The organism is Halomarina ordinaria (assembly GCF_030553305.1).
In the GTDB taxonomy this organism is placed as follows: Archaea; Halobacteriota; Halobacteria; order Halobacteriales; family Haloarculaceae; genus Halomarina; species Halomarina ordinaria.
The window spans coordinates 2,756,226-2,782,162 of the sequence record NZ_JARRAH010000001.1; the positions used below are offsets into that span (position 1 = coordinate 2,756,226).

Annotated in this window: 28 protein-coding genes; 12 read left to right on the top strand and 16 right to left on the bottom strand. The window is 70.0% G+C overall.

What is annotated here, in order from left to right; genetic code table 11:
• Positions 1-36 precede the first annotated feature (36 nt).
• From glmS to P1Y20_RS14780, 3 genes are read right to left on the bottom strand one after another with little or no spacing between them, the layout of a single operon-like run.
• Complete coding sequence (glmS, locus tag P1Y20_RS14770; RefSeq protein ID WP_304449419.1) at positions 37-1,821, bottom strand: glutamine--fructose-6-phosphate transaminase (isomerizing); 1,785 nt, start codon at positions 1,819-1,821, stop codon at positions 37-39.
• Complete coding sequence (locus P1Y20_RS14775; protein ID WP_304449420.1) at positions 1,821-3,014, bottom strand: sugar phosphate nucleotidyltransferase; 1,194 nt, start codon at positions 3,012-3,014, stop codon at positions 1,821-1,823. Before P1Y20_RS14775 ends, glmS begins: the two co-directional genes overlap by 1 nt.
• A gap of 51 nt (positions 3,015-3,065) precedes the next feature.
• Complete coding sequence (locus P1Y20_RS14780; protein WP_304449421.1) at positions 3,066-3,569, bottom strand: PadR family transcriptional regulator; 504 nt, start codon at positions 3,567-3,569, stop codon at positions 3,066-3,068.
• A 117-nt stretch (positions 3,570-3,686) separates the two neighbouring features.
• Here P1Y20_RS14780 and P1Y20_RS14785 point away from each other — a divergent pair, with 117 nt between their 5' ends.
• Entirely contained in the window at positions 3,687-4,037 is a 351-nt protein-coding gene (locus P1Y20_RS14785) for an ArsR/SmtB family transcription factor (protein ID WP_304449422.1), read from the top strand.
• 61 nt (positions 4,038-4,098) lie between these two features.
• The gene (locus tag P1Y20_RS14790; protein WP_304449497.1) at positions 4,099-4,344 is read left to right on the top strand and encodes a DUF7521 family protein; all 246 of its coding nucleotides are present in this window, start codon (positions 4,099-4,101) and stop codon (positions 4,342-4,344) included.
• A gap of 3 nt (positions 4,345-4,347) precedes the next feature.
• Here P1Y20_RS14790 and P1Y20_RS14795 read toward each other — a convergent pair whose 3' ends face one another.
• Positions 4,348-5,160: an undecaprenyl-diphosphate phosphatase gene (locus P1Y20_RS14795; RefSeq protein WP_304449423.1), complete on the bottom strand. Its 813-nt coding sequence runs from the start codon at positions 5,158-5,160 to the stop codon at positions 4,348-4,350.
• 213 nt (positions 5,161-5,373) lie between these two features.
• Between P1Y20_RS14795 and P1Y20_RS14800 the strand changes: the two genes are divergently transcribed.
• From P1Y20_RS14800 to P1Y20_RS14810, 3 genes are all read left to right on the top strand, one after another.
• A complete protein-coding gene (locus P1Y20_RS14800; RefSeq protein WP_304449424.1) occupies positions 5,374-6,111 on the top strand; it encodes a hypothetical protein in 738 nt (245 codons plus the stop codon).
• Positions 6,112-6,472: 361 nt separating this feature from the next.
• Positions 6,473-6,673, top strand: coding sequence for a DUF1328 domain-containing protein (locus P1Y20_RS14805; protein WP_304449425.1), 201 nt, complete (start codon positions 6,473-6,475; stop codon positions 6,671-6,673).
• A 227-nt stretch (positions 6,674-6,900) separates the two neighbouring features.
• The gene (locus tag P1Y20_RS14810) at positions 6,901-8,199 is read left to right on the top strand and encodes a tRNA pseudouridine(54/55) synthase Pus10 (protein WP_304449426.1); all 1,299 of its coding nucleotides are present in this window, start codon (positions 6,901-6,903) and stop codon (positions 8,197-8,199) included.
• 228 nt (positions 8,200-8,427) lie between these two features.
• Here the strand turns inward: P1Y20_RS14810 and P1Y20_RS14815 are convergent, their stop codons facing one another.
• Complete coding sequence (locus tag P1Y20_RS14815) at positions 8,428-9,765, bottom strand: polysaccharide deacetylase family protein (RefSeq protein WP_304449427.1); 1,338 nt, start codon at positions 9,763-9,765, stop codon at positions 8,428-8,430.
• A 227-nt stretch (positions 9,766-9,992) separates the two neighbouring features.
• Between P1Y20_RS14815 and rnhB the strand changes: the two genes are divergently transcribed.
• A complete protein-coding gene (rnhB, locus tag P1Y20_RS14820) occupies positions 9,993-10,640 on the top strand; it encodes a ribonuclease HII (RefSeq protein ID WP_304449428.1) in 648 nt (215 codons plus the stop codon).
• Here rnhB and P1Y20_RS14825 read toward each other — a convergent pair.
• The 6 genes from P1Y20_RS14825 to P1Y20_RS14850 all read right to left on the bottom strand — a co-directional run bounded on the left by P1Y20_RS14825 (position 10,637) and on the right by P1Y20_RS14850 (position 17,776).
• Complete coding sequence (locus tag P1Y20_RS14825; protein WP_304449429.1) at positions 10,637-12,244, bottom strand: preprotein translocase subunit SecD; 1,608 nt, start codon at positions 12,242-12,244, stop codon at positions 10,637-10,639. The two genes, rnhB and P1Y20_RS14825, sit on opposite strands and share 4 nt — an antisense overlap.
• On the bottom strand, positions 12,241-13,131 hold the full coding sequence (gene secF / locus P1Y20_RS14830) for a protein translocase subunit SecF (RefSeq protein ID WP_304449430.1): 891 nt from the start codon (positions 13,129-13,131) through the stop codon (positions 12,241-12,243). The genes P1Y20_RS14825 and secF overlap by 4 nt, the downstream gene beginning before the upstream one ends.
• 88 nt (positions 13,132-13,219) lie before the next feature.
• Positions 13,220-13,486, bottom strand: a complete 267-nt coding sequence (locus P1Y20_RS14835; RefSeq protein ID WP_304449431.1) for a HalOD1 output domain-containing protein — start codon at positions 13,484-13,486, stop codon at positions 13,220-13,222.
• A 58-nt stretch (positions 13,487-13,544) separates the two neighbouring features.
• On the bottom strand, positions 13,545-16,460 hold the full coding sequence (locus P1Y20_RS14840; protein ID WP_304449432.1) for a bacterio-opsin activator domain-containing protein: 2,916 nt from the start codon (positions 16,458-16,460) through the stop codon (positions 13,545-13,547).
• 281 nt (positions 16,461-16,741) lie between these two features.
• On the bottom strand, positions 16,742-17,215 hold the full coding sequence (locus P1Y20_RS14845) for a DUF5812 family protein (RefSeq protein ID WP_304449433.1): 474 nt from the start codon (positions 17,213-17,215) through the stop codon (positions 16,742-16,744).
• Between the two features lie 48 nt (positions 17,216-17,263).
• Positions 17,264-17,776, bottom strand: a complete 513-nt coding sequence (locus P1Y20_RS14850; protein ID WP_304449434.1) for a DUF8056 family protein — start codon at positions 17,774-17,776, stop codon at positions 17,264-17,266.
• A gap of 83 nt (positions 17,777-17,859) precedes the next feature.
• On the opposite strand from P1Y20_RS14850, the gene P1Y20_RS14855 reads away from it, so the two are divergent.
• The 3 genes from P1Y20_RS14855 to P1Y20_RS14865 all read left to right on the top strand — a co-directional run bounded on the left by P1Y20_RS14855 (position 17,860) and on the right by P1Y20_RS14865 (position 20,218).
• Entirely contained in the window at positions 17,860-19,155 is a 1,296-nt protein-coding gene (locus tag P1Y20_RS14855; RefSeq protein WP_304449435.1) for a phosphoglucose isomerase-related protein, read from the top strand.
• Between the two features lie 82 nt (positions 19,156-19,237).
• A complete protein-coding gene (locus tag P1Y20_RS14860) occupies positions 19,238-20,008 on the top strand; it encodes a CPBP family intramembrane glutamic endopeptidase (protein WP_304449436.1) in 771 nt (256 codons plus the stop codon).
• A 69-nt stretch (positions 20,009-20,077) separates the two neighbouring features.
• Positions 20,078-20,218, top strand: coding sequence for a CopG family transcriptional regulator (locus P1Y20_RS14865; RefSeq protein WP_304449437.1), 141 nt, complete (start codon positions 20,078-20,080; stop codon positions 20,216-20,218).
• Here P1Y20_RS14865 and P1Y20_RS14870 read toward each other — a convergent pair.
• Both P1Y20_RS14870 and P1Y20_RS14875 read right to left on the bottom strand, forming a co-directional pair.
• Positions 20,215-20,667, bottom strand: a complete 453-nt coding sequence (locus P1Y20_RS14870) for an NOB1 family endonuclease (protein ID WP_304449438.1) — start codon at positions 20,665-20,667, stop codon at positions 20,215-20,217. The genes P1Y20_RS14865 and P1Y20_RS14870 overlap by 4 nt on opposite strands.
• Positions 20,668-20,670: 3 nt before the next feature.
• The gene (locus P1Y20_RS14875) at positions 20,671-20,910 is read right to left on the bottom strand and encodes a PRC-barrel domain-containing protein (protein WP_304449439.1); all 240 of its coding nucleotides are present in this window, start codon (positions 20,908-20,910) and stop codon (positions 20,671-20,673) included.
• Between the two features lie 213 nt (positions 20,911-21,123).
• On the opposite strand from P1Y20_RS14875, the gene infB reads away from it, so the two are divergent.
• The 3 genes from infB (at position 21,124) to P1Y20_RS14890 (ending at position 24,212) form a co-directional block, all read left to right on the top strand.
• Positions 21,124-22,944: a translation initiation factor IF-2 gene (infB, locus tag P1Y20_RS14880; protein WP_304449440.1), complete on the top strand. Its 1,821-nt coding sequence runs from the start codon at positions 21,124-21,126 to the stop codon at positions 22,942-22,944.
• Between the two features lie 44 nt (positions 22,945-22,988).
• The gene (locus P1Y20_RS14885) at positions 22,989-23,180 is read left to right on the top strand and encodes a DUF8015 family protein (RefSeq protein WP_304449441.1); all 192 of its coding nucleotides are present in this window, start codon (positions 22,989-22,991) and stop codon (positions 23,178-23,180) included.
• Between the two features lie 81 nt (positions 23,181-23,261).
• Positions 23,262-24,212 (top strand): AEC family transporter, encoded by a 951-nt coding sequence (locus tag P1Y20_RS14890; RefSeq protein ID WP_304449442.1) that lies wholly within the window; start codon positions 23,262-23,264, stop codon positions 24,210-24,212.
• A gap of 40 nt (positions 24,213-24,252) precedes the next feature.
• Here P1Y20_RS14890 and P1Y20_RS14895 read toward each other — a convergent pair whose 3' ends face one another.
• From P1Y20_RS14895 to P1Y20_RS14905, 3 genes are all read right to left on the bottom strand, one after another.
• Positions 24,253-24,591: a DUF5811 family protein gene (locus tag P1Y20_RS14895; protein ID WP_304449443.1), complete on the bottom strand. Its 339-nt coding sequence runs from the start codon at positions 24,589-24,591 to the stop codon at positions 24,253-24,255.
• 46 nt (positions 24,592-24,637) lie between these two features.
• On the bottom strand, positions 24,638-25,108 hold the full coding sequence (locus P1Y20_RS14900) for a pyruvoyl-dependent arginine decarboxylase (RefSeq protein WP_304449444.1): 471 nt from the start codon (positions 25,106-25,108) through the stop codon (positions 24,638-24,640).
• Positions 25,109-25,453: 345 nt separating this feature from the next.
• Positions 25,454-25,937: AAA family ATPase (locus P1Y20_RS14905; protein WP_304449445.1), on the bottom strand; the 484-nt coding region annotated here is incomplete at its 5' end.

Sequence of the window (25,937 nt, forward strand, 5' to 3'; positions counted from 1 at the left end):
CCTCGCGGCCGCCGCGTCACCCGAATGTCGGCGCGCTCACTCGACGGTGACGCTCTTGGCGAGGTTGCGCGGCTTGTCGATGGAGCGCCCGAGCATCGCGGCGGTGTGGTAGGCCACCAGCTGTAACTGGATGTTCGCGAGCATGGCGGCCGTCCGCGGCTCGCCGGCCGGGATGCGCAGGACGTGGTCGGCGTAGCGTTCGACGTCGGACTGCCCGTCGGTGACGGCGATGACCGGCGCGTCGCGCGCCTCGACTTCCTTCACGTTCCCGATGGTCTTTCGCGCCTGCTCGCCGTCGCCCGTGACGACGGCGAAGACGGGCGTCTCGCTCGTGACGAGCGCGAGCGGGCCGTGTTTCAACTCGCCCGCCGCGAAGCCCTCGGCGTGCTCGTAGGTTATCTCCTTGAACTTCAGCGCCCCCTCCAGCGCGACCGGGTAGCTGAGCCCCCGGCCGATGAAGAAGAAGGCGTCCGAGTCGACGTACTCCTCGGCCACCTCGCGGGCCGTCGACTCGTCGAGGACGGCCTGGACGTTCCCGGGGAGTTTCCGGAGCGCGCCGATGGCGTCGCGGTCGCCGTCGCCCGTCGACAGCGCGAGCAGGGTGAGCGCGACGACCTGTGCGGCGAACGTCTTGGTCGCGGCGACGCCGATCTCAGGGCCGGCGCGGACGTAGAGCGCCTGGTCGCACTCGCGGGCGGCCGTCGAACCGACGACGTTCGTCACCGCGAGGGTGCGCGCCCCGCGCCGGCGCGCCTCGCGCAGTGCGCTCAGCGTGTCGGCCGTCTCCCCGCTCTGGGTGACGCCGACGACGAGGTCGTCGCCGATGGGCGGCGTCGCGGTGGCGTACTCGCTCGCGAGGAACGCCTGTGCGGGGATGCCCGACTGCTGGAGGAGCTGTGCGCCGAACAGCGCGGCGTGGTAGGAGGTGCCGCAGGCGACGAACTGGACGCGCTCGGGGGCGAAGTCGACGTCGACCGACACCTTGCCGTCCATCTCGTTGACCCGCTCGCGGAGACACTGGCGCAGCGCCCGGGGCTGCTCGTGTATCTCCTTCAGCATGAAGTGGTCGTAGCCGCTCTTGCCCGTCTCCTCGGGGTCCCACTCGACGGTATGGACCGGCTTGTCGACGAGCGACCCGGTCGCGTCGGTGACGTGCCAGCCGTCGGCCTCGATGACCGCGAACTCGCCGTCGTCGATGTAGACCACCTGGTCGGTGAACTCCCGGAACGCGGGGACGTCGCTCGCGAGGAAGTGGGCGTCCTCCGCGATGCCGAGGACGAGCGGGGAGTCGTTGCGCGCGGCGAACACGCGGTCGACGTCCGCGATGACCACCGCGATGGCGTAGCTCCCGTCGATGCGCTCGATGGCGGACCGGACCGCCGTCTCGGGGTCGTCGCCCGCCATGAGGCGCTCCTCGATGAGGTGGGGGACGACCTCGGTGTCGGTGTCGCTCCGGAAGGTGTGACCGTTGTCGGTCAACCGGTCGCGCAGCTCCTGGTAGTTCTCGATGATGCCGTTGTGGACGACGGCGACCTCGCCCGTGCAGTCGCGGTGGGGGTGGGCGTTCGCGTCGGTGGGGGGACCGTGCGTCGACCAGCGGGTGTGGCCGATGCCGACGCTCCCGGCGAGGTCCGTCTCGCTCTCGGCGAGTGCGTCCCGGAGGGCGTCGAGTTCGCCCGCACGCTTCTCGACCTGCACGTCGCTTCCCGAGAGCGCGACGCCGGCGGAGTCGTAGCCGCGGTACTCCAGTTTCGAGAGGCCGTGGACGAGCGTGTCGAGCGTCCGCCCCTCGTGGCCGGCACAGCCGATGATGCCGCACATCAGCGGACCACCCGCGCGTTCGCGCGGACGCGACCGTCGACGACGACGCCGGTCCCCAGTCGGGCGTTCGTCCCGACGAGCGCGCCGGGGACGCAGGTGACGCCGCCCTCGGCGCGCACGCGGTCGGCGAAGACGGCACCGAGACGCTCGTGGAACACCGAATCGCCGACGCGAACCTCGGCGGGACCGCCGGGAACCGTCGTGTCAGCCCCGAGGTGGACGTCCTGGCCGGCCACGCAGTCGAGCAGGGTCGACCCCGGCGCGACGCGACAGTCGGTGTCGAGGACGGCCCGCGCGAGCGTCGTGTTCGCGCTGACGGTCGTGTTGCGCCCCAGCGCGACGTTCGGTCCGATGACGGCGCCGGCGGCCACCTCGCAGTCGGGGCCGACGACGACCGGCGCCTGGAGGCTCGCGTCGTCGTTGACGCGGGCGCTGTCCGCCACCCAGACACCCGGGGTGCGCTGGTGTCCCTCGACGATGCCGTGGCGCAGGACCTCCGTCGCGACGGTCAGCAGGTCCCACGGGTAGGTCGCGTCGACCCAGAGGCCGTCGGTGCGGACCGCCCGCACCGCGTCCTCCTCGATGAGTCGCTCGACGCCGCTGGTCAGCGGGAGCGCCCCGTTCTCGTACTCCGTGGCCGCGAGCGCGTCGAACACCGAGCGGTCGAAGAGGTAGACGCCGGCGTTGATGAGGCGGTAGTCGTCGTCGCTCGGCTTCTCGACCAGCGCGGTGATGCGGTCCGTCTCGGCGTCCATCGTCACCGCGCCGTAGCGCCGCGCGTGCCGGTGTTCGAGGACGGCGAGGGTCGCCGCGTCCGCCGGGTCGGCGGCCTCGACCACCGACTCGACGAGGCCCGTATCCACGACGCGGTCGCCGTTGACGACCACGAAGGAGTCCTCGACGACGCTCGCGGCCTGCTGGAGGGCGTGACCGCTCCCGAGTTGCTTGCTCTGGATGACGTACTCGACGGGGACGTCGCGGTAACTCGGGCCGAAGTGGTCCTGGACCCGGTCGCGCTTGTAGCCGACGACGAGGACGATACGCTCGATGCCCGCGTCGATGAGCGCGTCGAGGACGTACTCGAGGATGGGGCGGTTCGCCGCGGGGAGCATCGGCTTGGGCCGGTTGTGGGTGAGCGGATGTAACCGACTCCCCTCCCCGGCCGCAAGTACGACGCCGGTGTCGATGTCCATGCTCTTCCCGCGTCCTACGCCGCCGTCAAAGTTCTGTTCTCCCGTCCCCGGTCAGAACTCCTCGAGGGCCGCGTAGAACACCGCCGCGAGCGCGAGGTGCTGGCGCATCGCCCGTTCGACGCGATGTGCACCGTCGACGGTGTCGGCCAGGCGGTACTCCTTCGTCCTGACCATCTCCTGGGCGTCGAGGAACCCCGCGTCGGCCAGGCCGTGCAGGCGAGGGTACACCGTCCCCGGACTCAACTGCGCCCCGAAGTGGTCGGTGAGGTCGCCAATCAGCGCCTTCCCGTGGGTCTTCGACTCGCGCACGCCGACGAGGACGAGCAGCAGCTCGTCGAGGTTCGCCTTCACGAGTTCCTCGTCGAAGCCGAACTCGTCGTCGGAGAAGCGGTCGTCGAGGGCACCGCGGACGACGCGCTCGACACGCGCGTCGGGGTCGTCGGCCGCGTCGTCGGCCGTCTCCACGCTCTCGTGGAGTTCGTTGTACAGCGCCTCCACCGTGATGCCCGTTCGCGGACCGTCCGAGTCGTCGTCACGCGCCGTCGTCCCTACCATGCCCGGAACATGTCTCTCTTGATATATAAGACTTATTTAATATCCGTAAATACAGAATCTATTTAATTGCGAGGTGATGCAAACATCTATGATGGTAGAACCGTACTGTGTGTAACAGTGACCGACGAACAGCACGTTGAGGAGATTCTCGACACGATCGGCGACCCGAAGGCCCGCCTCATCCTCGCTGAGATAAGTCGAGGACCGCGGTCGGCGAAGGAACTGAGCGAGCGATGCGAGCTGTCACAACCGACGGTGTATCGACGACTCGACATGTTGAAGGAACACGACCTCGTCGTCGGTCGGACGACCATCGTCGAGGACGGCAACCACTTCAAGCGCTACGAGTGTAACTTCAACAGCACGCTCATCTCCCTCGAAGACAGCGAGTACGACGTCCGCGTCTACCGGAACGAGAACCTCCCCGACCGGTTCACGCAGCTGTGGGACGACCTCCAGCGCGCATGACGCTCGCGTCCGCCACGGGCGGAGGTGACCCGTGTTAGACACCGTGCTCACCGTCGCGCTGATGGGGATGCGGCTGATACTGTTCGCGCTCTCGCTCGGTCTCACGCTCATCAGCTTCCAGGCGTACTCCCAGCGCGGCAGCACCACCCTCCAGTACGCCTTCATCGGCTTCGCCTTCATCAGCATGGGAACGGCGCTCACCAGCCTCAGCTCGCAGGTCGAGGGGTGGGACCAGCTGTTCCAGCTCGTGGAGACGGTCCCCTTCATCGTCGGGTTCAGTATGCTCTACGTCTCGCTCTACCGCTGAATCTCAGACGAGCATCAACCCGCCGCCGACGATGGCGAGGACGCCGAGGCCGACACAGACGCCCCAGAACGCGACGCGGTCGACGATGCGCATCAGGGCGTCGATGGTGAGGTAGCCCACGACGGCGCTCGTCGCCAGCGCGACGACGGCCATCGTCGGGTCGAGCTCCGGCACGCCCTCGTCGAGGAGGACGAGGAGGCCAGCGCCGGCGGCCGCGGGAATCGACAGGAGAAACGAGAGGCGAAACGACGCCGGCCCGTCGTGGCCCCGGAGGAGGAGCGCACCGGCCGTACTCCCCGACCGGGAGACGCCCGGGAGGATGGCGAGTCCCTGCATCACCCCGACGAGCAGCGCGTCGACGAGCGTCGGCGTCGTCCGGGTGCCGAGCGCCCCCGAGGCGACGCGCTGGAGGACGCCGGTGGCGACCAGGAGAACGCCGATGAGCGCGACGAACGCCCCCCCGGTCAGCGCCGAGACCACCTCCTCGATGGTCGCGTAGGCGGCGAGACCCACCACGCCGGAGACGAGCGTCGCGACGGCGAGAAACGACGTCTCGGGGGTGCGCTCGAACGCCGTCGAGGGCCGCCACTCGGGGAGCGTCCGGAGCACCTCCGCGACCTCATCGCGGTAGTACGCGAGCGCCGACAGCGCCGTCCCGGCGTGCAAGAACAGCGAGAACCGGGTCGCCGCCGCTCCCGGGAGTCCCTCGACGACCGCCAGGTAGAGCGCTATCTGTCCCGTACTGGAGATAGGGAGCCACTCGAAGAACCCCTGGAGGACGCCGACGACGAGTGCGAGCAGCAGCGACTCGTTCATACCTCCCCCGGTGGCGTGACCGACAAAACACGTTCGGTATCCGACGCGAATTCCCCCTCGAGACGTGATTTTCATTCGATGCAGACGCAGGCGGAAGGTACATGAGTGGGCAGTCCTGCGTGCCCTCATGAACCCCCGTACCCCGGTTATCGCACATCAGTCGACGTCGAACCGTTCGCGCCGAACGCCCGATACAACGGACGGTCCCCCCCTATGACGGAGACACTCACGGAACCCCACGCGCGACGGCTCGTCGACCTCGGCCGCGACCTCTCGCCGGCCGCACCGGTCAGCGACGTCATCGACATCCTGGCGGTCGGTATCGGCGCGAAACCGCTCGCCGGCGTCGCTGCCTGCTTCACCGAGGACGGCGCGCCCGCCTGGGACGACGTCGCAAGTAACGCCGTCCTCACCCACGACCGGCTCGGCGACCGACTGGACGACGCCGGCCTCGACTGGCACCTCACCCCCGTCGAGACCGTCGACGACGGCGAGGAGACGGTCACGTGGTACGAACTGCTGGTCGGGAGCGACGGCCGCTCGTTGCCCGACTTCCTCGCCGCGACCGGTCCACGACCGACCGACCGGACCGAGCGCCAGTACGGCCGGGCGCTCGGCTACCCCGAGTCCTCCGTCGAGTGGTTCGTCACCCACCCTGTCGACGTCGAGACCCGCTCGGTCTTCGACGTCATCAACGAGCAGTGCGGGTCGGGCGACGACGACGTCACGCTCGCCGCGTCCGTCCCCTACATCCCCGCCCCGACCCGCCAGGGCGCCCGGGACGCCCTCGACGACGGCCGGGGCCTCACCGAGGCGCTCGGGACGCTCGACGCCGCGGCCGACGAGGACGGTTACGCGGAACTCCTGCTCGGCGAGCGCGTCCGCGAGACGCTCGACACCTACGACCAGCGCCGCGCGTGGCGCGACCCGCTCTCGCGCGCGATGGGCTGAGACGGCCAGAACACTCCGGGCCGTCACACACTCTGTTCCGTGGTGACACACAACATATAACCCCCCTTCATCCGAACGAGGGATATGTCCTCGGACGAGGTCAACCCGGTCCACCGGTGTAGCTGCGGTGCTACCTTCGAGACGGCGGAGGAACTGCGAGCGCACGCGCGGGAGGAACACGACGCCGTGGTCTGAGCGTACCACCGACACGGCACGCGAGTGCAAGCACGTCTCGCGATAATTCGACCCCACAGCAACAACGGTTATATCTCTCACGTGTGGTAGTCACGAACGCCATGAGGTGTTGTGTCACTTTGGCGAGTGGTGTATGGGTTGAGAACGGTTCGGCGGGGGGGTCGGCGTGATCGCGCCGGCGCTCGCGGCGGCGGCGGTGCCGCTCCAGTTCTCGGGGGACTTCCTCTACCTCGCGCTGGTCTTCTTCGTGCTGGCCATCGTCGCGGGGCTGGCGGGGTTCGGCGGGGTGGCGGGGATGTCGATGAGCATCGCGCGACTGCTCATCCTCGTCTTCCTCGTGCTGGCGGTCATCTCGCTCCTCTTGTGAGCGAGGGGGGACCGACGGCCCGCCCGTCGTCCCCCGCGTGACCGTGCGCGAACCGACCGAGAACCGGCCGCGAGCGGGTTCGGAACCCGCCACCGGACGCGTTTCTGACGGACCGACGAGACCGCCCCGAGCGACGGCGCCGGAGTCGCACCGAGGGTGGGTGGGTCGGCGCGTGCCGCGCCCGCGAACCCGAAGCACAAAGAACCGTGACGGCGTCCGTCCGGTCGATGGACGTCATCGAAGTCGCCGAGAGGGCGCTCGACACGGGCGCGGTCTGTGACGCCTGCCTCGGTCGACTCGTCGCGGACCGGAGTTTCGGGTTGACCAACGCCCAGCGCGGGAACGCGATGCGCGTGGCGGCCGCGCTCGCGGCCGACGAACCGTACGAGGCGCCCGACGCGACCGCCTGCTGGGTCTGCGAGGGCGAGTGTACACGCTTCGAGGAGTACGCGGAGCGGGCGCTCGCGGCGCTCGGCGGGTGGGAGTTCCGGACCTACCAGGTCGGGACGCGCGTCCCGCCGTTGCTGGAGGAGAACGACCGCTTCCTCCGCGAGGACGCCGGTCTCCCCGAGGACGCGGGCGAGGGGATGAACGGCGAGTTCAACCGCGAGGTGGGAAAGCGAATCGGGGCGGGCGTCCCGGAGGCCGACCTCGACCTCGAACGCCCGGACGTGCTCGTCCTCCTCGACCTCTCGACCGACGAGATAGAGGTGCAGGTGAACTCCGCGTTCGTCTACGGGCGCTACCGCAAACTCGAACGCGACATCCCGCAGACGCGCTGGCCCTGCTCGGACTGCGGCACGACCGGCCGCCAGCGCGGCGCGCCCTGCGAGACGTGCGACGGGACGGGCTACCGCTACGGGACGAGCGTCGAGCAGTTGACCGCCCCGGTCGTACTGGAGGCGATGAAGGGCTCCGAGGCCGTCTTCCACGGCGCGGGCCGCGAGGACGTCGACGCCCTCATGCTGGAGGGGGGCCGGCCGTTCGTCATCGAGGTGAAAGAGCCCCGCGTCCGGGCGGTCGACGTCGAGGACCTCCAGCGCGAGGTCAACGAGTTCGCCGACGGGCGCGCCGAGGTGCTCGGCCTGCGCCTCGCCACGCACGACATGGTCGAGCGGGTGAAGAACCTCGACGCCTCGAAGACCTACCGTGCGACCGTCGAGTTCGCCGACCCGGTCGCCCCCGAGGACTTCCGGGCGGCGCTCGACGAACTCGAGGGGACGACCGTCGACCAGCGCACCCCCAACCGGGTGAGCCACCGACGGGCGGACCTCGTGCGCACCCGGACCGTGTACGAACTGGACGGCGAGTTGACCGACGACCACCACGCGACCGTCGACATCCACGGCGAGGGCGGCCTCTACGTCAAGGAACTCGTCTCCGGCGACGAGGGGCGGACGGAACCGAGCCTCGCCAGCCTCCTCGGGGTCGAGAGCGAGGTGGCCGCCCTCGACGTGCTCCGCGTCGAGGGGGAGGACGAACCGTTCGAGGACCCCGATTTCTTCCGCGATTCGACGGCGGAGTGACGCGCCGTCGACTGTGTCACGCGCTAGCCAAAACCATTATAGATATTGGCTGACAATGTCGTGGTAGGGTATCACACAATGTGCCACCACTACACCGAGGAGTACGCCTACCACTACGAGCGTACCGCCGAGCGAGAGGACGAGGAGGAAGAAGAGCGCATCGCGCTCGAGGCCGACGACTGAACGCTCGTTTTCGTTCACCGGCGTCCCCCGTGGGTCCGGGACGTCCTACCAGTGTTCCCCCGACCGCTGGTGTTCCCAGAGGTCCGACGCCGAGACGACGTCGAGGTCGCCGCGGGCCTCGTAGGCGTGGACGTACTCGACGAGTTCCGCGAAGTCCTCGGCGTCGAAGTGGTGGAAGAGGGGAATCGACAGCGAGCGATGCTCGACGGCGAGGTCGACCAGTTCCTTCGCCCCCTCCAGGTCGCCGTCGACGCCGACGGAGCCGACGCACATGGGGTTCGTGAGCGCGTAGTTCGTCGGGCCGCCGCCGCCGAACGCGAGGTCGAAGTAGTCGGCGAGGACGTCCATCGACGGCCCGTCGTAGGCGCCGAAGGTGTAGATGTGGAAGTTCGTCCCGCGCGTGATGCCGTTCTCCTCGAAGAAGGCCGCCATCTCCCGGACGTCGGCCCGGAGCGTCTCCTCGGAGAGCTCCGTCACGTTCTGGTGGGCGGTCATGTGGTTACAGAGGTCCCACCCGGCGTCCTGCATCCGGTGGAGCATCGGCACGGTGAGGCGGTCCCCGCGGCCGATGGAGTTGCGCACGACCGCCTCGATACCGGGGTAGCCGTACTCCTCGAGCGTCGTGAAGTAGTCCGTGTAGTGGTGGCGGTGGCTGTCGTCGAACCGGAAGAGGAGCTTTCCGCGGTCGGGCTTGGGATGGAGGCGGACGTCGTCGAGCCAGAGGCGGGCCTCCTTCCCCTTGCCGGCGTAGAGCATGACGTGGAGTGTCCGGACGTCGGCGAGGTCGGGCGACCCCTTCACCTCGCAGGGGGCGAGGTCGAACCGCTGCCAGCCGGCGTCCTTGTTCGCGATGTAGGGGTGCCGGAAGCGGACGCAGTTGCTGCTGTCGGGCGCGAACGCGGTCACCGTCAGCGTGGGCTGGCCGTCGGCGGGTTCCTCGAAGTACCCCGCCAGCGAGAGCGCCGCGTCCGAGAGGTCGAGCGGCTCGTCGAACGTGCGCTCGAGGGCGACGCGCTCGGTGTCGGTGTATCGAAGCGACTGCGGGCCGTCGAAGTAGACCGACTCGTCGGCCTCGACGGTCCCGCGACCCGACCACGCGGAGAGGTCGCTCATGTCGTCGACGAGCCGCCCCCGGGCGACGTACCGACCCTGGTAGGGGGGTCGGACGCCGTCCGGTCCCTCGCGGTGCGCGTCCGGTTCCTCGTCGCCACGCGCGTCGTCGTCGCTCCGATCGCTCGGGCCGTCCCGGCGGGGGACCGTCCGGTTCGTCGACTCGTCGTCCGGGGACCTCGTTCGGAGCGACCCGACGCACCCCGTACCGAGTGCGAGCGACCCCGTCGCGAGAAACGCCCGTCGTGTCGTGAGTCGTCTGTCTCTCTCCATGACTCACGTCTCGATAGCAAGTGTCGTTGTAAGGTACACTCTTCGAATACAGTATGTTCCGGGTAACTTCTCCTCAGCGAACGTTCGCCTGACGATTAGGACGGTCAGAACCGGCTGAATTCCATCGTTTCGCGGCGGTAATGGCGTCTTAACCCCCCACGTGCGACGGCTCGGAGCGGGTGTCGCGCGACGGTAACGACTTTGTCGACGCGCGCCCGCCGGGAGGTATGCACTTCGGCGTCGACGAGGCGGGCAAGGGGCCGGTCCTCGGACCCATGGTCGCCGCCTGCGTGGTCGCCCCCACGGACGCCCTCCCCGGGGGCGTCGACGACTCGAAACGGCTCTCACCGGGTCGTCGAGAGTCGCTCGATGCGGCGCTGCGCGACCACCCGGCCGTGACCGTCGGCGTCGCCCGTATCCCGGTCGCCCGTATCGACGACCCGGGGACCGACATGAACTCGCTCACCGTCGCGGCCCACGCCGAGGCCGTGCGGGACGCCGGCCTCGACCGGTGTCGGGCCTGTCCGGGGGTCCTCGACGCGGGCGACGTCGACGCCGAGCGCTTCGGGCGGCGCGTCGTCTCGTCGCTCGGGGGCGGCGTGGACCTCCGGGCGGAACACCGCGCCGACGCGGCGTATCCGCACGTCGCGGCCGCGAGCGTCGTCGCGAAGGTCGAGCGCGACGCGGCCGTCGCCCGACTCGCCGCGACCCACGGCGAGGTGGGCAGCGGCTACCCGAGCGACCCGACCACGAGGACGTTCCTGCGCGAGTACGTCCGGGAGCACGGGACGCTCCCCGAGTGCGCGCGGGCGTCGTGGAAGACGTGCGAGGACGTGCTGGCCGCCGCCGAGCAGTCCTCGCTCGACGCCTTCTAGTCGAGCACGAGGTTCCGGAGCACGTCGCCGTACGCCGGCCGCGTGACGAGGACGCCGATGAGGACGCCGACGATGGTGATGACGGCGAAGCCCTGCAGGTCGCCGAGCGAGAGCACCGCCAGCGGCGACATGGCGACGATGGTGGTGGCGGCCGCCGCGCCGATGACCCAGAACGCCCGGCGGAACCGCGAGCGGAACACCTTGTCCGTCCGCACGTCCCCCTGTTGCAGTATCTCGTCGGCGATGATGACCAGGTCGTCCACCCCCGTCCCGATGACGGCGATGAACCCCGCGATGTGCGAGAGGTCGAGCGCGAGGCCCACCGCGGCGGCGAACCCGAGGAGGATGTACACCTCGGCCATCGCCGTCAGGATGAGCGGGAGCGCGACCGACGGTTCGCGGTAGCGGTAGGCGACGACGGCGGCGACGGCGATGGACGCGACGAGCCCCGTCGCCAGCGAGAGCGACTTGAAGCGCTCGGCGAGGCTCGGCTGGAGGAAGTACGTCGTCCCCGAGTCGATGTCGAGTTCCGCCGGGAGCGCCCCCGCCTCCAGGTTCAGGCGCAGTTCCTGTGCCTCCGAGAGGTTGGCCGCGCTGGTCTGGTAGGCGGGGTCCGTCTCGAAGTCACCGCTCTCGATGCTCCGGGCGAGGCTCTGGCCCATCGACGCCGAGTAGACCACCTCGCCGTCGACGACCGTCAGCAGGCAGTAGCCCGGGTCCTCCGGGTTCTGGTCGTAACGACAGGAGGCGATACCCTCCGGCGAGGTGAAGCCGAGGTCCTGGAGCGTGGTGGCGAAGTCCTCCGCGGCGCTGTCACGGAGCACCACGGGGACGACCGGCCGGTCCTGCTGGTCGCGCTGGACCGTGCCGACGTCGGCGAGGTCGTCCTGCGTGAGCAGCGACACCTCGCGGTAGTCGGAGCCGTTGGTGGCGTTGGTGGCGTTCTCGGCCGGGGCGGTGGCGACGATCTCGACCCGCCCGCGGTCGCCGATGAGGTCGATGAGTTCCGTCCGGTTCACGCCCGGCGCCTCGACGAGGACGAACGTCTGGCCGTCCGCGGCCGTGACGACGCTCGCCCCGCCGCCGGCGAACCCGGCGGAGCCCTGTATCTTCCGGTTGAGCACCTCGACGGCCGTCTCCATCGTCTCGCGCGTGACGCCCTGCCTGACGTCGCTCTGCTGGACGTCGTAGCCCGAGTTCTGGAGCGCCGTCGCGAACTCCTCCTGCGTGACGTTCTCCGAGAACACCTCCACGGCACCGCCCTCGGTCTCGTTGACGTCGGCGCGTACCTGCACGTCGAGTTGCGAGACGCCGAGTTCGTTCGCGATGGCCCGCTGGGCGTCACGCTCCTCCTGTGGGTCGACGGCGACGCCCTCCGCCGTGAGGCCGACCAGCGGCGCGCGCAGGCGCGTCCCGCCGGCCAGTTCGAGGCCGTAGTCGAGGTTGGTCGGGCCGTCCGAACCGGCGGCCGTCGCGTTCGCGCCGGCGGCCGGCGCGTCCGCGCCGCCACCGCCGGGGAAGAACAGGCCGACGCTGCTCCCGACGAGGAACAGGACGAGCAGGACGATACGCCAGTTCTGGCGGACGGCGCCGAGGCGACTCATTGAGCGACCCCCTCGTACTTGTAGTAGCGAAGCAGGCTCACGTTCAGCAGGTAGGTGTTCATGAGGTCGGCGGTGAGTCCGAACACGAGGATGAGGCCGATCTCGGGCAGCAGCGGGATACCGAAGACCAGCGGCGAGGAGACGACGGTCATGACGGTCATCGCGGCGATGGAGGTGAGCGTCATGGTGACGCCGGTCCGGCGCGCCCGGTAGGTCGACTCGTAGAAGTCGCCGCTCCGGCGTAACACGTGGTTGTTCAGCAGGATGTCCGAGTCGACGCTGTACCCGATGAGCATGAGGAGGGCGGCGACCGTCCCCAGCGAGAGTTCGATGCCGAAGAGGTTCATCAGCGCGATGGGGATGACGACGTCCGAGAAGGCGCTCGCCACCACCGCGAGGGAGGGGACGAACGACCGAAAGAGCACGAACACGACGAGACTCATCCCGGCGAAGGCGACGACGACGCCGATGAGCGCCTGTTGCTGGGCGTCGGCGCCGAACGTCGGCGAGCGCGACTGCGAGGACTGGACCTCGTAGCCCGCCTCCTCCGCCGCCGCGCTTATCTCTCTGACCTGCCGGTCCTCGGTCGCCTGGAACGTGACGATGTACTCGTCGCCGCCGCCGCCGGCGCCGATGGCCTGTACCTCCTCGACCGGGTAGTCGGTGTCCGCGAAGGTCGCTCGGACCTCCTCGGCGGAGTCGTCCGTCTGTACCTGTAGCTCCGTCCCGCCGGTGAAGTCCACCCCGAGCGCGACGGGTGCACCCGTGGTGACGTACCAGCCCGCGAGTATCAGGAGGGCGACCGCCAGCGTGGCGAGGGGCAGCGCCAGCAACTGGCGGTTCGTGTACCGGGTGTAATCAACGTCCGGTACCTCGAAACGAACCATGGCCGACGATGCTGCCCCCCGCGAATAAGCATTCTCATTCGAGGACTGATAGCACCACGACGCCGACAGACCCGCCGGGGCGGACGTGTCACTCGTCGAGTCGGTAGGCGACGACGCCGCCGTCGGCCTCGACGACCACCCGACACTCGGCGAGGACGAACGAGGCGCGCCCGGGGCGCCGCGCGCTCCCGTCCGGGCGGGCGGCGAACAGGCGTTCGAGCGCGTCGGCGTCGACGGCGTCGTACAGTCGGTGTTCGAGCGTCGCCGGCGGGACGCCGCGAACGGCCGCCACGGTGCGGACGACGTCGCAGGCGAGCGACCCGCGGTTCCACCGCATCCGTCGGTCCTCGGTCACGTTCGCCCCTCCGTTCGCGCCCCGGACCGCGGTCGAACTCCGTCGCCTGTGCGTCCGGTCATGTCTCGTCGTCGAGGAGCATCGTGAACAGTTTCCCTTCGGCGGCGCGGAGGTGCTTGTTGAACGTCGGCTGGGAGATGTCGAGCGAGGCGGCCACCTCCTGGCCGGTCCGGTCGCGGGGCCACTCGAAGAAGCCGCTCGCGTACGCCGTCCGCAACACCTCGTACTGGCGCTCGGTGAGACGCTCGGTGATGCCGGCGCGGACGTCGCGCTCGGACTGCACCGCGGAGGTCTGGTTGTGCCGCGCGAGGAGGTCGGTGTTCGGGTGGGTCGCCTGGACCGACTCGACGAACTCCCTCACGTCGGCGTCGTAGGGGAGTTCGACGGTGGCCCGGATGCGCTCGCCGTCGGCGGCCAGTTCCCTGACGACGGCGCCGTAGTCGGTGAGCGCGGGCGCGACGTCGGCGCCGTTGAACCGCAGTTCGCAGCGGATGGCGCCGTCGCGCTCGGCGATGACGTCCACGCGCTCGACGCTGACGAACGCCTCCTCCAGCGCCGCGAGCGACTCGGTGTCGGTCCCCTCGGCGGTGAGGAAGACGAGCGACGCCCCGCCGGACTCCTCGATGATGTCGTCGACGGTGAGGCGGGCGTCGAGGTGCGCCGCGAGCGTGCGCAGGAAGACGTCCGGTTCGTCGATGGCGAGTTCGAGTTCCGTCACCCGGTCGGCCAGCAGCGTCCGCTGGGTCTCGACGGTGTTGATGGCGTTGGCGATGGTCTCGCCGGCCTCGCCGAGGACGGTCTGGGTCGTCTCGTCGAAGGCGCCCTGCTCGTCGGCGTACACCGCGAGCGTCCCGTAGAGCACGTCGCCGTGGACGAGCGGGACCGCCAGCACCGAGAGGTAGTCGTTCGTGAGGGCGCTCCGGCGCCACGGTTCGGCCTGGAAGCCGTTCGCCACCTCCGAGACGACGACCGGTTCGCGCGTCGCCGTCGCCGCGGCCGCCGGTTCGCGCGCCTCGGCGAGCGAGAACGAGACGGCGTCGAGGTAGCCGCGTTCCTCGCCCGCCCACGTCCGGGGACGGAGCGCCTCGCCGGCCTCGTCCGGCGTGCCGATCCAGGCGAACGCGAAGTTGTCGGCGGTCGCGAGGCGGTCACAGACCGCCCGCTCTATCTCCTCGCGGGTGTTCGCCTGCACGAGCGCCCGGTCGATGGCGCGGATGATGTCGTTCGTCTGCTGGAGGCCGGTCAGGCGGGCGTTCTGCTCGCGCAGTTCCCGGTCGCGCTCGCGCAACTGCGACTCGCGCCGGACGCGGTTGAGCGCCGCCTCGGCGCTCGCGGCCAGCAGGTCGACGAGTTCGACCGTCGGTTCCTCGAACGCGGCGGTTCGCGTCGACTCCACGACGAGCACGCCGTGTTCGCCCAGGGGAACGTACAGCCCGCTTCGGAACGGCGTGTCGGGGTCGTACACCTCCTCGCGCTCGCGGATGTCGTCGCTGTGGATCTCCTCGCCGGCGACGAACGCCTGCCAGGCGAGCGACGTGTCGCCCGGCCCGAGCGCCGGCAGGTCGCCGACCAGCGAGCGCATCCCCTCGGAGACGGTCGCCGGTTCGAGCTGCCCGTTGTCGCCGTCGAAGAGGTAGACGGCGACCCCCGGGAGGTCAAGGACGTCGCTCGCGGTGGCGGCGATGCGCTCACCTACCTCGGCGCGGGACTCGGCGCGCAACAGCCCGTGCGTCGAGTTGTTCAGCGCCGTGAGCGTCTGTTCGTACTGCGTGCGGTCGGTGACGTCGCGCACGACACCGACGAGTTCCTCCTCCCCGTCGGGGCCGCGGAAGACGGAGAACTGCGTCTCGATGGGTATCGTCCCGCCCTCCGCGTGGGCGACGTCGAACTGGCGCGACCCGACGGGCCGGCCGTTGCGCTCGGTGGCCGTCTCGAAGCAGTCGGTCTCGGCCGGGAGGTCGACCAGCGAGCGGACGTCGGCCCCGACGAGGTCGTCGCGGTCGAAACCGGTCGTCTCGCAGAGGGCGTCGCTCACCTCCGTGATGCGGTAGTCGAGGTCGAGCGCGTAGACGCCGTCGTCGACCGTCTCGACGACCGCCTCGTAGCGCTTCAGTTCGCGCGCCCGACGGCGTCGCGCGATGGCCGGTTCGAGGACCGCGGCGACCGAGGCGAGCACCTCGGCGTCGTGGTCGGTGAACGCCTCGCCGTCCGGGGCAACGGCGGTCAGCGCGCCCCACGGCTTGCCGCCGACGGAGAGCGCGAGCGCCACCTCGTCGCCGCCCCCCTCGCGTCGGTTGTGCTGTACCTCGCCGGGCGTCTCCGTCGCGGCCGCGGTGACGGAGTTCCCCCGCGCCCGGAGCGAGTCGAGCGCGTCCTCGTCCCAGCCGACGGCCGCGCGCAACACGAGCTCGTCGCCCCCGTCGGTCTCGCGGCGCTCGAAGAGGCCACAGCGCGAGGCGCCGACCGTCCGGGCGACGAGCGAGAGCGCGTCGTCGAACAGGGTCGCCGGCGCGGTGCCCTCGAGGGCGGCCTGCCGGAGCGCCGAGAGGTCGTCGACGTAGGCCCAGGTGTCGGCGCCGACGCTCGCGCGGACGGCGTTCCGGACGCGCGCGCAGAGCAGCGACTCCGAGACGGCGCCGTCGGCCCGGATGACGTCCGTCGCGCCCGCGTCGAGGGCGTCGGCGGCCGCCACGTCGTCGCCGGCGGGGACGAAGACGACCAGCGGCACCTCGTCGTCGAGCGCCCGGAGTCGGTCGGTGAACCGTGCGCAGGTCATGTCGGGCAGTTCGTGACCGCAGACGACGCAGTCGATTCGTCCGCCCGCGCTGACGCGGTCGAGACCGTCCTCGGCGGTCGAGGCGTGCTCGACGGTCAGCGCCGGCGCCCCGTCTGCCGCGTCGGCGTACGAGGCGCCGACCGACAGCACCCGGACGGTCGCGACTGCGTCCTCGTTCCTGATGCGGCCCGAAATCATCGCTTAAACCGCGATGTCGAAAGCGGATAAACCATTCGGCTTGGAATTGGCAATACGCAAGCAATAGGGGGTTGAAAGTCCTGATTTCATGCGTATTTCAATCAGCAATTGAATACTCTCTCGCATCCGTGGGGAAATAATGACTGTTCATACAGTGACATTCATGTCGAGCGACTACTACGTCTCTCTGTGGTTCATGATACCATACGTTTTGTGGTGCCCCCCACGAGACCCTCGCTCCGGGGCGTCTCGACAGTTAGCCGACAATTACACCAGGGGTGTCACGGGAGATACCGGACGCTGACCACGTCGTCCGCGGCCCGCACCTCGACCCGGTCGACGCCCAGTCGGGCCGCCCGGACGAGCGTCCCCTCGTCGGCGAGGACGTCGTCGACGGCCGCCGACGTGTCGTCGGGGTCGACCGTGAGGACGTGCAGTTCGCCGACGCCGGCGCGCTCCTCGCGGGTGAGGTCGCCGACCGACTGCTCGCTCGCGATGGCTCGCTCCTGTGCCGTCGGCGGTTCCTCGCTCCGTTCGAGCGACAGCGACCGGCGCGCCTCCACCTCGACGACCCGCCAGGTCACCTCCATCGGCGGTTCCGGGGCGAGCGTCGCCTCGAGGACGTCGCGCTCCTCGACGCCGGGGTTCTCCGCGAGCGGGTGCACTCGCCCGCTGTCGACGTCGTTCAACACCGCGCTGTCGTCCTCCGCGTGCGTGACGAGGTACGTCCCCGTCGCCTCCGGTTCGTCGGTCATGGCCCGCGATAGGCGAGCGCGCTCCTTGTCGGTGTCGAGGCGCGCCGACTACCGGAGTCGTCGGTGGAGGAGGTACATACCGGTCGCGACGGCGAGCGGCGGGACGACGCCGAGCGGCCGGGGGAGCGCGTAGAGGACGTCGGCGAGAACGCCCGCGTTCGCCGCCTGCTGGTCCGGGGGCGTGGTGATGACCGCCCCGAGGTACAGCGAGCAGATGAACAGGAACCCGGAGAGGGCGAACCAGCGGTCGTAGCGCACGTCGTCGGTCCCGTGCCGGTGGTGGCGTGCGACGAAGAGGACGGGCGCCACGAGCGGCGCGACGGCGAACAGACCGACGACGATGAACAGCGAGCGGACGAAGGTGAACGTCCCGGCACCCGCGCCCGACGTCCCCCCGAGGAGGACGACGAGCGCGAGGCTGAACAGCGCCCCCACGGCGAACGCGAGGAACCCGCCGACGAAGACGTAGAGCCTGAACAGCCGCGACCGACTCGACCGGAAGGCGTAGGGGAACGCTCCGAAGAGACCGCTGTAACTGCGGTCCTCGACCGACTCGCTCATTGGCCGGGGTAGGTGGCCGGCCCGATTAAGCGCCGCGGTCCGCGGTCGGTTCACCTATCATCCCCCGCTCCGACGCCCCGTACATGTACCTCGACATCGGCAACGCGCTCGCGTCGGTCGCCACTCCCGGCGTGTCGCGGGCGTCGCTCGACCGCCTCGACGACCGGGTCGCGCGCGCCCACGAGCGCATCGTCGACGGCATCGACGACCGGGAGTTCGGCTACGCCTCGCTCGCGCTCCCCGAGCGGACCGACGCCGCCCACGTCGAGGAGACCGTCGCCCCGCTCGCCGACAGCGAGGCCGTCCTCACCGTCGGCATCGGGGGGAGCGCCCTCGGGGCCGCCACCGTCTCGGCCGCCCTCGGTCGTGGGGCGGCGGACGCCCACGTCCTCGACAACGTCGACCCACAGGGGGCGAGCGAGGTGCTCGACGCGCTCCCCCTCGAGGAGACGGCGGTCCACGTCGTCTCCCGGTCGGGGACCACCGCGGAGACGCTCGCGAACTTCCTCGTCGTCCGCGAGGCGATGACCGAGGCGGGCGTCGACTGGACCGAGCGGACCGTCGTCACCACCGGCGAGGACGGCCCCCTGCGCGCGCTCGCCGAGGAACACGACCTCCCGGCGTTCGACGTGCCAGAGGGCGTTCCCGGCCGGTTCTCCGTCCTCTCGTCGGTCGGACTGGTCCCCGCCGCCATCCAGGGCCACGACGTCGCGGGGCTGCTCGCGGGCGGGCGGGCGGGCCGCGAGGCCCTCGCGCCAAGCCTCTACGACTGTCCCGCCTACGGCTACGGCGCGGTCTGCTACGCCCTCGAGAACCGGGGTGCGACGACGAACGTCCTCATGCCCTACGCCGAGCGCCTGGAGTACTTCGCGGAGTGGTTCGCCCAGCTCTGGGCCGAGAGCCTCGGGAAGGACGGACTGGGTCAGACGCCGGTGCGCGCGCTCGGCGCGACCGACCAGCACTCGCAACTGCAACTCTACCGCGCCGGTCGCCACGACAAGGTCGTCACGCTCGTCCGGCCCCGGGACCGCCCCGGGCGCGCCATCCCCGGGACCGACATCGAGGGGCTGTCGTACCTCGGTGGCTCCGACCTCGGGACGCTGCTGGACGCCGAGTTCGAGGCGACGGAGGCGAGCCTCGCCGCCGCCGACCTCCCGAACGTGCGCCTCGAACTGGACGCGCTCGACGCCGAGGGCGTCGGCCGTCTGCTCTACGACATGGAGGTCGCCTGCATCCTCGCCGGCGAACTGATGGACGTCTCGACGTTCACGCAACCGGCCGTCGAGTGGGGCAAGCGTGCCGCCCGCGGCCTCCTCGGCGGCGGGGACTTCGCGGAGGCCGAGGCCGTCGCCGGGAAGGAGCGCCTCGAAATCGAGTGACGGCCGCGTCGGGAAAGACCTATTCGCGGCGTGGCCGTACCGACGACGATGACCGACACGGTGTCGCCGGAGGGGACGGACGGTGCGTGACGCGACGGGTTCGACGGCCACGACCTCGGAGCGTGCCGACCCCGACGAACGCTTTCGCTCCTTCCTGCTCGCCGTCGGCCTCGCGCTCACCGCCTACGTCGTCGGGAACCTCGTGCTCGCCGCGGTCGCGGCCGTCCTCGAAGCCGCCGGCGTCCCGGTCCTCGACGACCCCGGGTTGCTCGTCCTCCTCGGGACGTTCGCCATCCAGGGGGTCGGCTACGTCGGGGTCGTCGCCGTCTTCCTCGAGCGGACCGACCGCTGGCACCTCCCCCGCGTCCGTCGGCCCACGCTCCGCGACGGGGCGCTCGTCGTCGGCGGGTTCGTCGTGCTCCTCGTCGCACAGTACGGTATCGCCCTCGCCGTGGGTGCCCTCGGCGTCGACCTGGCGACGTCGGACATCGTCGAGACGGGCCTCGGCGACCCGCGCCTGCTGCTCGTGCTCGCCGGGCTCTCGGTGCTCGTCGTCGGTCCCGCCGAGGAACTGCTCTACCGTGGGGTCATCCAGACCTCGCTGACCGGCACGTACGGGACGGTCGGCGCCGTCGTCCTCACGAGCGCCGTCTTCGCGCCCATCCACGTCTTCGGCCTCACGGGGTCGACCCCGGCGGTGCTCGCCACGCTCGTGACCATCTTCTCGCTCTCGCTGGTCCTCGGGGCGCTCTACGAACGCTCGGACACGCTCGTCGTCCCGGCGCTGGTTCACGGCGTCTACAACGCCACGCAGTTCCTCGTCGCCTACGCGAGCACGACCGGCCTGGTCTGACCGGCGACTGACTGGCGACTGACTGGCGTCTGACAAGAGTTTATACGGGGCGGCGGAGTAGTCCCTCCCATGCGGCGGTACACCCTGCTGTGCGACGAGCGGCTGGCCTGCGAGGTGGAGTCGCTCGCCCGCGAGTACGGCCTCACCCAGGAGGCGGTGCTCAGACAGCTCGTCGACGCCGGGCTGGAGAGCCTGCAGGGCGACGACTAGCGCTTGCGGGTGAGGTCGCTCCCGCAGACCGGACAGCGGTCCGCCTTCGCGTCGAACGTCCGGCCACAGCCGACGCACTGGAACGACCACGACCGCTCCTCGCTGATGCCCTCGCGGCCGATGGCCTCGACGGGGATGTCGAGTTCCGCCGCGACGTTCTGCATCGCGTAGTCGTCGGTGACGAGCGTGGCGTCGAGTTCGAGGGCCGCGGCGAGCAGGCGGGTGTCCGTCGCGGAGAGGACGTCCCGGTCGCCGGTCGCGCTCGCGGCGCTCCGGACCCGGTCGACGGCCGCCTCGTTCGGGACGTGGACGTGCATCCCGGCACCCTCCAGCGCGTCGAACCGGTAGACGCTCCGCTGGGTGAGTTCCTCGCGCACGAGCGGTATCGAGGCCGTCGGTCCCTCCGCGTCGTACGCGCGGATGAACGCCGAGGCGTCGAGGACGCGCATGGTCTACCGACGGATGACGATGTGGTCCTTCACGGCCTGCACCGCGCCGATGGGGACCAGCAGCCGTCCGTGGTCGTCCTCCTCGAAGCCGACGTCGTGGACGTGGTTCGCCGGTTCGACGACCAGGTCGTTCAGCCGGCCGGTCTTCAGGTCCATCGTGATGTTGTAGAGGTGGCCCAGTTTCGCGCCGTCGGTCCCGATGACGTCCTTCCCGGAGAGGTTCTCCGCCAGTATCTCAGCCATTACCGGACCGTTCCGAGTGAAACGATATAAACTCCGTGGAGGTGTCGGACGCGCGTCGTTCGAGTGTCGTGGCCACCCCCGATGCGTGTCGACGCCGAGGGGCGAGCGCTCGTTCCCGCAGCGAGTCGCTCACGGTTCGCTGAGCGTCGCCGGGCCGCTTCTGAAAGACTTAACCGGGGTGACGGGGTTAATTGGGACAAGGGGTCTCTCTTTATGTCTGACACGGACACCACCACCGGCCCGAACGCCGCCGACGAGGGCAACGACCTCCGGACGCCCATCGTCGCCGTGCTCGGCCACGTCGACCACGGGAAGACGAGCCTACTGGACAAGATACGCGGCTCGACCGTCATCGACGGCGAGGCCGGGGCCATCACCCAGCACATCGGGGCGACGGCCGTCCCCCTCGACGTCATCTCCGACATCGCGGGGAGCCTCATCGACCCCTCGGACTTCGACCTGCCGGGCCTGCTGTTCATCGACACGCCCGGCCACCACTCGTTCTCGACGCTCCGCTCGCGCGGCGGCGCCCTCGCCGACATCGCCGTCCTCGTCGTCGACGTCAACGACGGCTTCCAGCCCCAGACGCTCGAGGCCCTCGACATCCTCAAGCGCACGCAGACGCCGTTCGTCGTCGCGGCCAACAAGATAGACACCACGCCCGGCTGGAACCCCCAGGAGGACACCCCGACGCTCCAGACCATCGAGGCTCAGAGCGAGCGCGCGGAGAACACCCTCAACCAGCGCCTCTACGAGGTCATCGGCGAACTCTCGGACAACGGCTTCTCCGCCGACATGTACTGGCGCGTCCAGGACTTCCGGGGCAACATCGGCGTCGTCCCCGTCAGCGCGCTCACCGGCGAGGGCGTCCCCGACCTGCTCACGGTCCTCATGGGACTCTCCCAGCGCTACATGAAGGAGGACATGGCGGTCGACCTCACCGGCCCCGGGGCCGGGACGGTCCTCGAAGTGAAGGACGAACGCGGCTTCGGCACCACCCTCGACGTCGTGCTCTACGACGGCGTCATCCGGACCGACGACACCGTCGTCGTCGGCGCGAAGAACGACCCCATCGTCACCGAGGTGCGCGCGCTCCTGCAACCCCGGCCGCTCGCGGAGATTCGCACGGAGAAACGCTTCGAGCAGGTCGACGCCGTGACGGCCGCCGCGGGTGTGAAGATAGCCGCCCCCGACCTCGACGACGCCCTCGCCGGCGCCCCCGTCCGGGTCGTCCGCGGCCGTCCCGAGGAGGAGGTCGTCGCGGAGGTCGAGGCCGAACTCGCCGACATCGAGGTCGACACCGCCGAGAACGGTATCGTCGTGAAGGCGGACACCCTCGGCTCGCTGGAGGCCATCGCCAACGCACTCGACGAGGCGGAGGTGCCCATCGTCCGCGCCGAGGTCGGCGACGTCGCCCCCCGCGACGTCGCGGTGGCGAGCACCGCCGACGACCCCAAACACGAGGTCATCCTCGCGTTCAACGTCGAGGTGCTCCCCGACGCGGCCCAGCAGGCCGAAGACCGCGACATCCGCGTCTTCTCCGACGACGTCATCTACCAGCTCGTCGACGAGTACGACGAGTTCGTCTCGGAGATCGAGCGCGCCCAGCAGACGGCGGTGATGGACAAGATTTCCCGACCCTGCCGGTTCAGAGTGCTCAAGGACCACGTCTTCCGTCAGAGCAACCCCGCCGTCGTCGGCGTCGAGGTGGCCTCCGGGACGCTCCGGCGCAACTCCAACGTCGTCGTCTTCCAGGGGAACGAACCGAAGCGCGTGGGGACGCTCAAGAGCCTCCAGGCGCAGGGCGAGGACGTCGACGAGGCGCGCGTCGGCGAACAGGTCGCCGCCGCCATCGACGGCCCGACCGTCGGCCGCCAGATAGACGAGGGGGACGAACTGTGGGCGGAACTCCCCGAGAAACACGCGAAGATCCTCGAACAGGAACTGCTCGAGGACATCCCCGGCGACGAGCGCGAGGCGCTGAGCCAGTACCTCGAGAAGCGCCGCAAGGTCGACCCCTTCTGGGGGAAGTGACGCTGGTAATAACTATTAATTAGCTGGCGCTCGTCGCCCACACCGTGAGCGACCACGAGACGGCGCCGACGCGATACGACGCACTGCTCGCCGCGATGCCCGTAGCGCTCGCTGTAGGGGGCGTCGCGGGGGCCGTCCTCTCGGTCCCGTTCGTGGTCGGCCTGGCCGGCGGGAGCCTCCCGGCCTCCGGGTTGCTCGGCTACGCGCTGTTCGTCGACCCGCCCGAGGGGGCGTAGCGCGAGCGACGACTCGCGTGCGACTCCACGCGTCGACCGACGGAACGTAACGCTTGTAGCCTCCCCACCGAACCACCCGACGTGTCGTTCGTCTCGATTTTCACCACCGCCATCGCCCCCATCATCGCCATCGGCGCGGTGGGCTACGCGCTTGGCCGTGCGAAGGGCCTCGATACCGGCCCTCTCAACACGGTCACCGTCTACGTCTTCGCGCCGGCGCTGGTCTTTCACAGCCTCGCGACGACGACGCTCGACGGCGAGACCATCCTGAAGCTCTCGGTCGGCGTGACGGTCTTCGTCCTCCTGATGCTCGGCATCGCGGCGGTCGTGGGCCGGTACGCGACCGACGGCGAACCGCTGTTCGGCGCGTTCCTCCTCACGTGCGCGTTCGCCAACTGCGGGAACTTCGGCATCCCCCTCTCGACGTTCGCCTTCGGGGAGGTCGGCCGGAGCACGGCGGTGCTCTACACCGCCGTCCAGAACGTCGTCATGTACACCGTCGGGGTGTTCATCGCCGCGCGCAGCGGCGGGAACGACCCGACTGAGGGCGTGAAACACGTCTTCGCCATCCCGCTGGTCTACGCGGTGGTCGCCGCCATCGGCCTCCGGTGGCTCGGCGTCCTCCCACCGGCCGACAGCAGCGCGATGGAGACGCTCCGACTCGTCGGCGACAGCGCGATTCCGCTCATGCTCCTCATGCTCGGGAGCGAACTCACTGGGACGGACGTCCGGACGGCGGTCGGGAGCGTCGGCGCCGTCAACGTCCTGAAACTGCTCGTCGCGCCGGTCGTCGCCGTCGGTGTGGTCCTCCTCCTCGCGCCGGCGAACCAGACCGCCGCACGCGTGTTCGTCCTCGAGTGTGCGACCCCGGTGGCGGTGACGCCGCTCATCCTCCTGCTGGAGTTCGGGCCGGAGACCGACGGTCTCTCGGGTGCCGAGTTCGTCAGCGCGACGGTCCTCACGTCGACGCTGCTCAGTATCCCGACGCTGACGGCACTCATCGTCCTGTTGCAGTCGGGCGCGCTCGTCTAACTGGGTGCGGTGAACGAGCGGAACGAACGGGAGCGGACCGTCAGCCGGCCGTCGGCGTCACGTCGTCGACCGCCTGCTTCACCTGCACTGCGGCGCCGGCGGCGAGTTCGTGGACGAGCGCCGCACGCTCCTCTTCGGTCGCGTCGGCGGTGACGCCGGCGGAGACGACGTGACCGACCGGTGGCTGGACCGCGAGGGTCGCCTCCGGGCCGTCGCTCCCGTCTCGTAGTTCGGAGCCGACGACGAACTCGTCGGGGAGCAGCGTCCGCGCGTACGCCGTCATCGCCGTGAGGTCCGTCCGGAACGTCGCGACCTGTTCGGGTGTCAGGTCCACGTCGGCGTCCGTCGACCGGCCCGCGTACGGTGTGTTGCCGTGCATTCGACCGACCCTCGGGTCGAACGCTTAAAAGTGATGCGAGGTTCGCTCAGAGCAGCGGCGTGCTCTCGCCGTACACCGCGAGCGCGAGTGCGGTCGTGTAGCCCGTGTCGGCCGCCTCCGCCGCGACGAGTTCCCGCCCCTCGTCTTCGAACGGCCAGTCCCGCAGGGCCTTCCCCGCCTCCAGTCCCTCGTCGAGGCGCGACTCGACGGCGGCCTCGTCGCTCCCGCTGGCCTCGTAGAAGAGGCCGGGGCCGTCCGGCGCGCGCGCCCACGCCAGACCGGCGACCGCACGGCCCGTCTCCACGGTGGCGCGCCCCTCGACCACCGTCAACCGCTCGCCGGGCGGTCCGAGGTCCGGCGCGACCCCGACGCGTTCGACGCGCGCGTTCGCGGGGATGACCGAGGAGACGGTCACGAGGTTGTAGTTGTGGACACCCGCGGCTGCCAGTGCCGCGTCGTACGACGCCATGGGCGTTGGGGCGCTCGCCGTGCCGCTCACGACCCGAATCAGTCCCATCGTCGTCACTCAGGGTAAGCGCGCGAAAAGCGGTTGCGCTTCGCTCGACGCGCGACGGATGCTCTCACTCCCCGTCCGCGCTCGTGGCCGTCTCGTCCGAGGCGAATCGCGTGGCGAACAGGCGACGCCGCGGCCGCTCGCGGCGAGTGGCGTCGCACACTCGCGTCCCTCGCCGCGACGTGAGTCACGTCACGGGGAGCGCTGGCCGCCCCTTCGGTGATAAACCCTCCCCGAGGAGTGGAACGACGGCTCGTGTCGCGGTGAGAACAGAGGGGTGCGAGCGGTGCGAGAGAGAGCGAGAGCGGGAGAACAGCGACCGGCCGAACGCGGGAGCGTCGGTGGCAGTCAGTAGAACGCGACCGGCGTCCCCGGCGAGTCGTCGCCCTCGCCGGCGACCTTCTCGTGGGCGGCGGCGAAGTCCTCCATGCGGACGTCGGTGCGGTCGTCACGGATGGCGAACATCCCGGCTTCGGTGACGAGGCTGGCGAGTTCCGCACCGCTGAAGCCTTCCGTGTCCTCGGCGAGGGCGGCGAAGTCGACGTCGTCGGCCAGCGACATCCCGTCGGTGTGGATGTCGAGGATGCGCTCGCGCCCCTCGGCCCCGGGTTCGGGCACCTCGATGAGGCGGTCGAAGCGGCCGGGGCGGAGGATGGCGCGGTCGAGCATGTCGAAGCGGTTCGTCGCCGCGATGATGCGGATCTCGCCGCGGTCGTCGAAGCCGTCCATCTCGGCGAGCAGTTGCATCATGGTGCGCTGGACCTCGGCGTCGCCCGACGTCTTCGAGTCCGTCCGTTTCGAGGCGATGGCGTCGATCTCGTCGATGAAGATG

Bases quoted from the DNA above. Each gene is read 5' to 3' on its own strand.
- P1Y20_RS14780 (WP_304449421.1), bottom strand. From the start codon at position 3,569: ATGGTAGGGACGACGGCGCGTGACGACGACTCGGACGGTCCGCGAACG.
- P1Y20_RS14855 (WP_304449435.1), top strand. From the start codon at position 17,860: ATGTACCTCGACATCGGCAACGCGCTCGCGTCGGTCGCCACTCCCGGC.
- glmS (WP_304449419.1), bottom strand. From the start codon at position 1,821: ATGTGCGGCATCATCGGCTGTGCCGGCCACGAGGGGCGGACGCTCGAC.
- secF (WP_304449430.1), bottom strand. From the start codon at position 13,131: ATGGTTCGTTTCGAGGTACCGGACGTTGATTACACCCGGTACACGAAC.
- P1Y20_RS14870 (WP_304449438.1), bottom strand. From the start codon at position 20,667: ATGCGCGTCCTCGACGCCTCGGCGTTCATCCGCGCGTACGACGCGGAG.
- P1Y20_RS14825 (WP_304449429.1), bottom strand. From the start codon at position 12,244: ATGAGTCGCCTCGGCGCCGTCCGCCAGAACTGGCGTATCGTCCTGCTC.
- P1Y20_RS14800 (WP_304449424.1), top strand. From the start codon at position 5,374: ATGACGGAGACACTCACGGAACCCCACGCGCGACGGCTCGTCGACCTC.
- P1Y20_RS14840 (WP_304449432.1), bottom strand. From the start codon at position 16,460: ATGATTTCGGGCCGCATCAGGAACGAGGACGCAGTCGCGACCGTCCGG.
- P1Y20_RS14850 (WP_304449434.1), bottom strand. From the start codon at position 17,776: ATGAGCGAGTCGGTCGAGGACCGCAGTTACAGCGGTCTCTTCGGAGCG.
- P1Y20_RS14810 (WP_304449426.1), top strand. From the start codon at position 6,901: ATGGACGTCATCGAAGTCGCCGAGAGGGCGCTCGACACGGGCGCGGTC.
- infB (WP_304449440.1), top strand. From the start codon at position 21,124: ATGTCTGACACGGACACCACCACCGGCCCGAACGCCGCCGACGAGGGC.
- P1Y20_RS14845 (WP_304449433.1), bottom strand. From the start codon at position 17,215: ATGACCGACGAACCGGAGGCGACGGGGACGTACCTCGTCACGCACGCG.
- P1Y20_RS14865 (WP_304449437.1), top strand. From the start codon at position 20,078: ATGCGGCGGTACACCCTGCTGTGCGACGAGCGGCTGGCCTGCGAGGTG.
- P1Y20_RS14795 (WP_304449423.1), bottom strand. From the start codon at position 5,160: ATGAACGAGTCGCTGCTGCTCGCACTCGTCGTCGGCGTCCTCCAGGGG.
- P1Y20_RS14790 (WP_304449497.1), top strand. From the start codon at position 4,099: ATGGGGATGCGGCTGATACTGTTCGCGCTCTCGCTCGGTCTCACGCTC.
- P1Y20_RS14775 (WP_304449420.1), bottom strand. From the start codon at position 3,014: ATGGACATCGACACCGGCGTCGTACTTGCGGCCGGGGAGGGGAGTCGG.
- P1Y20_RS14815 (WP_304449427.1), bottom strand. From the start codon at position 9,765: ATGGAGAGAGACAGACGACTCACGACACGACGGGCGTTTCTCGCGACG.
- P1Y20_RS14875 (WP_304449439.1), bottom strand. From the start codon at position 20,910: ATGGCTGAGATACTGGCGGAGAACCTCTCCGGGAAGGACGTCATCGGG.
- P1Y20_RS14895 (WP_304449443.1), bottom strand. From the start codon at position 24,591: ATGCACGGCAACACACCGTACGCGGGCCGGTCGACGGACGCCGACGTG.
- rnhB (WP_304449428.1), top strand. From the start codon at position 9,993: ATGCACTTCGGCGTCGACGAGGCGGGCAAGGGGCCGGTCCTCGGACCC.
- P1Y20_RS14900 (WP_304449444.1), bottom strand. From the start codon at position 25,108: ATGGGACTGATTCGGGTCGTGAGCGGCACGGCGAGCGCCCCAACGCCC.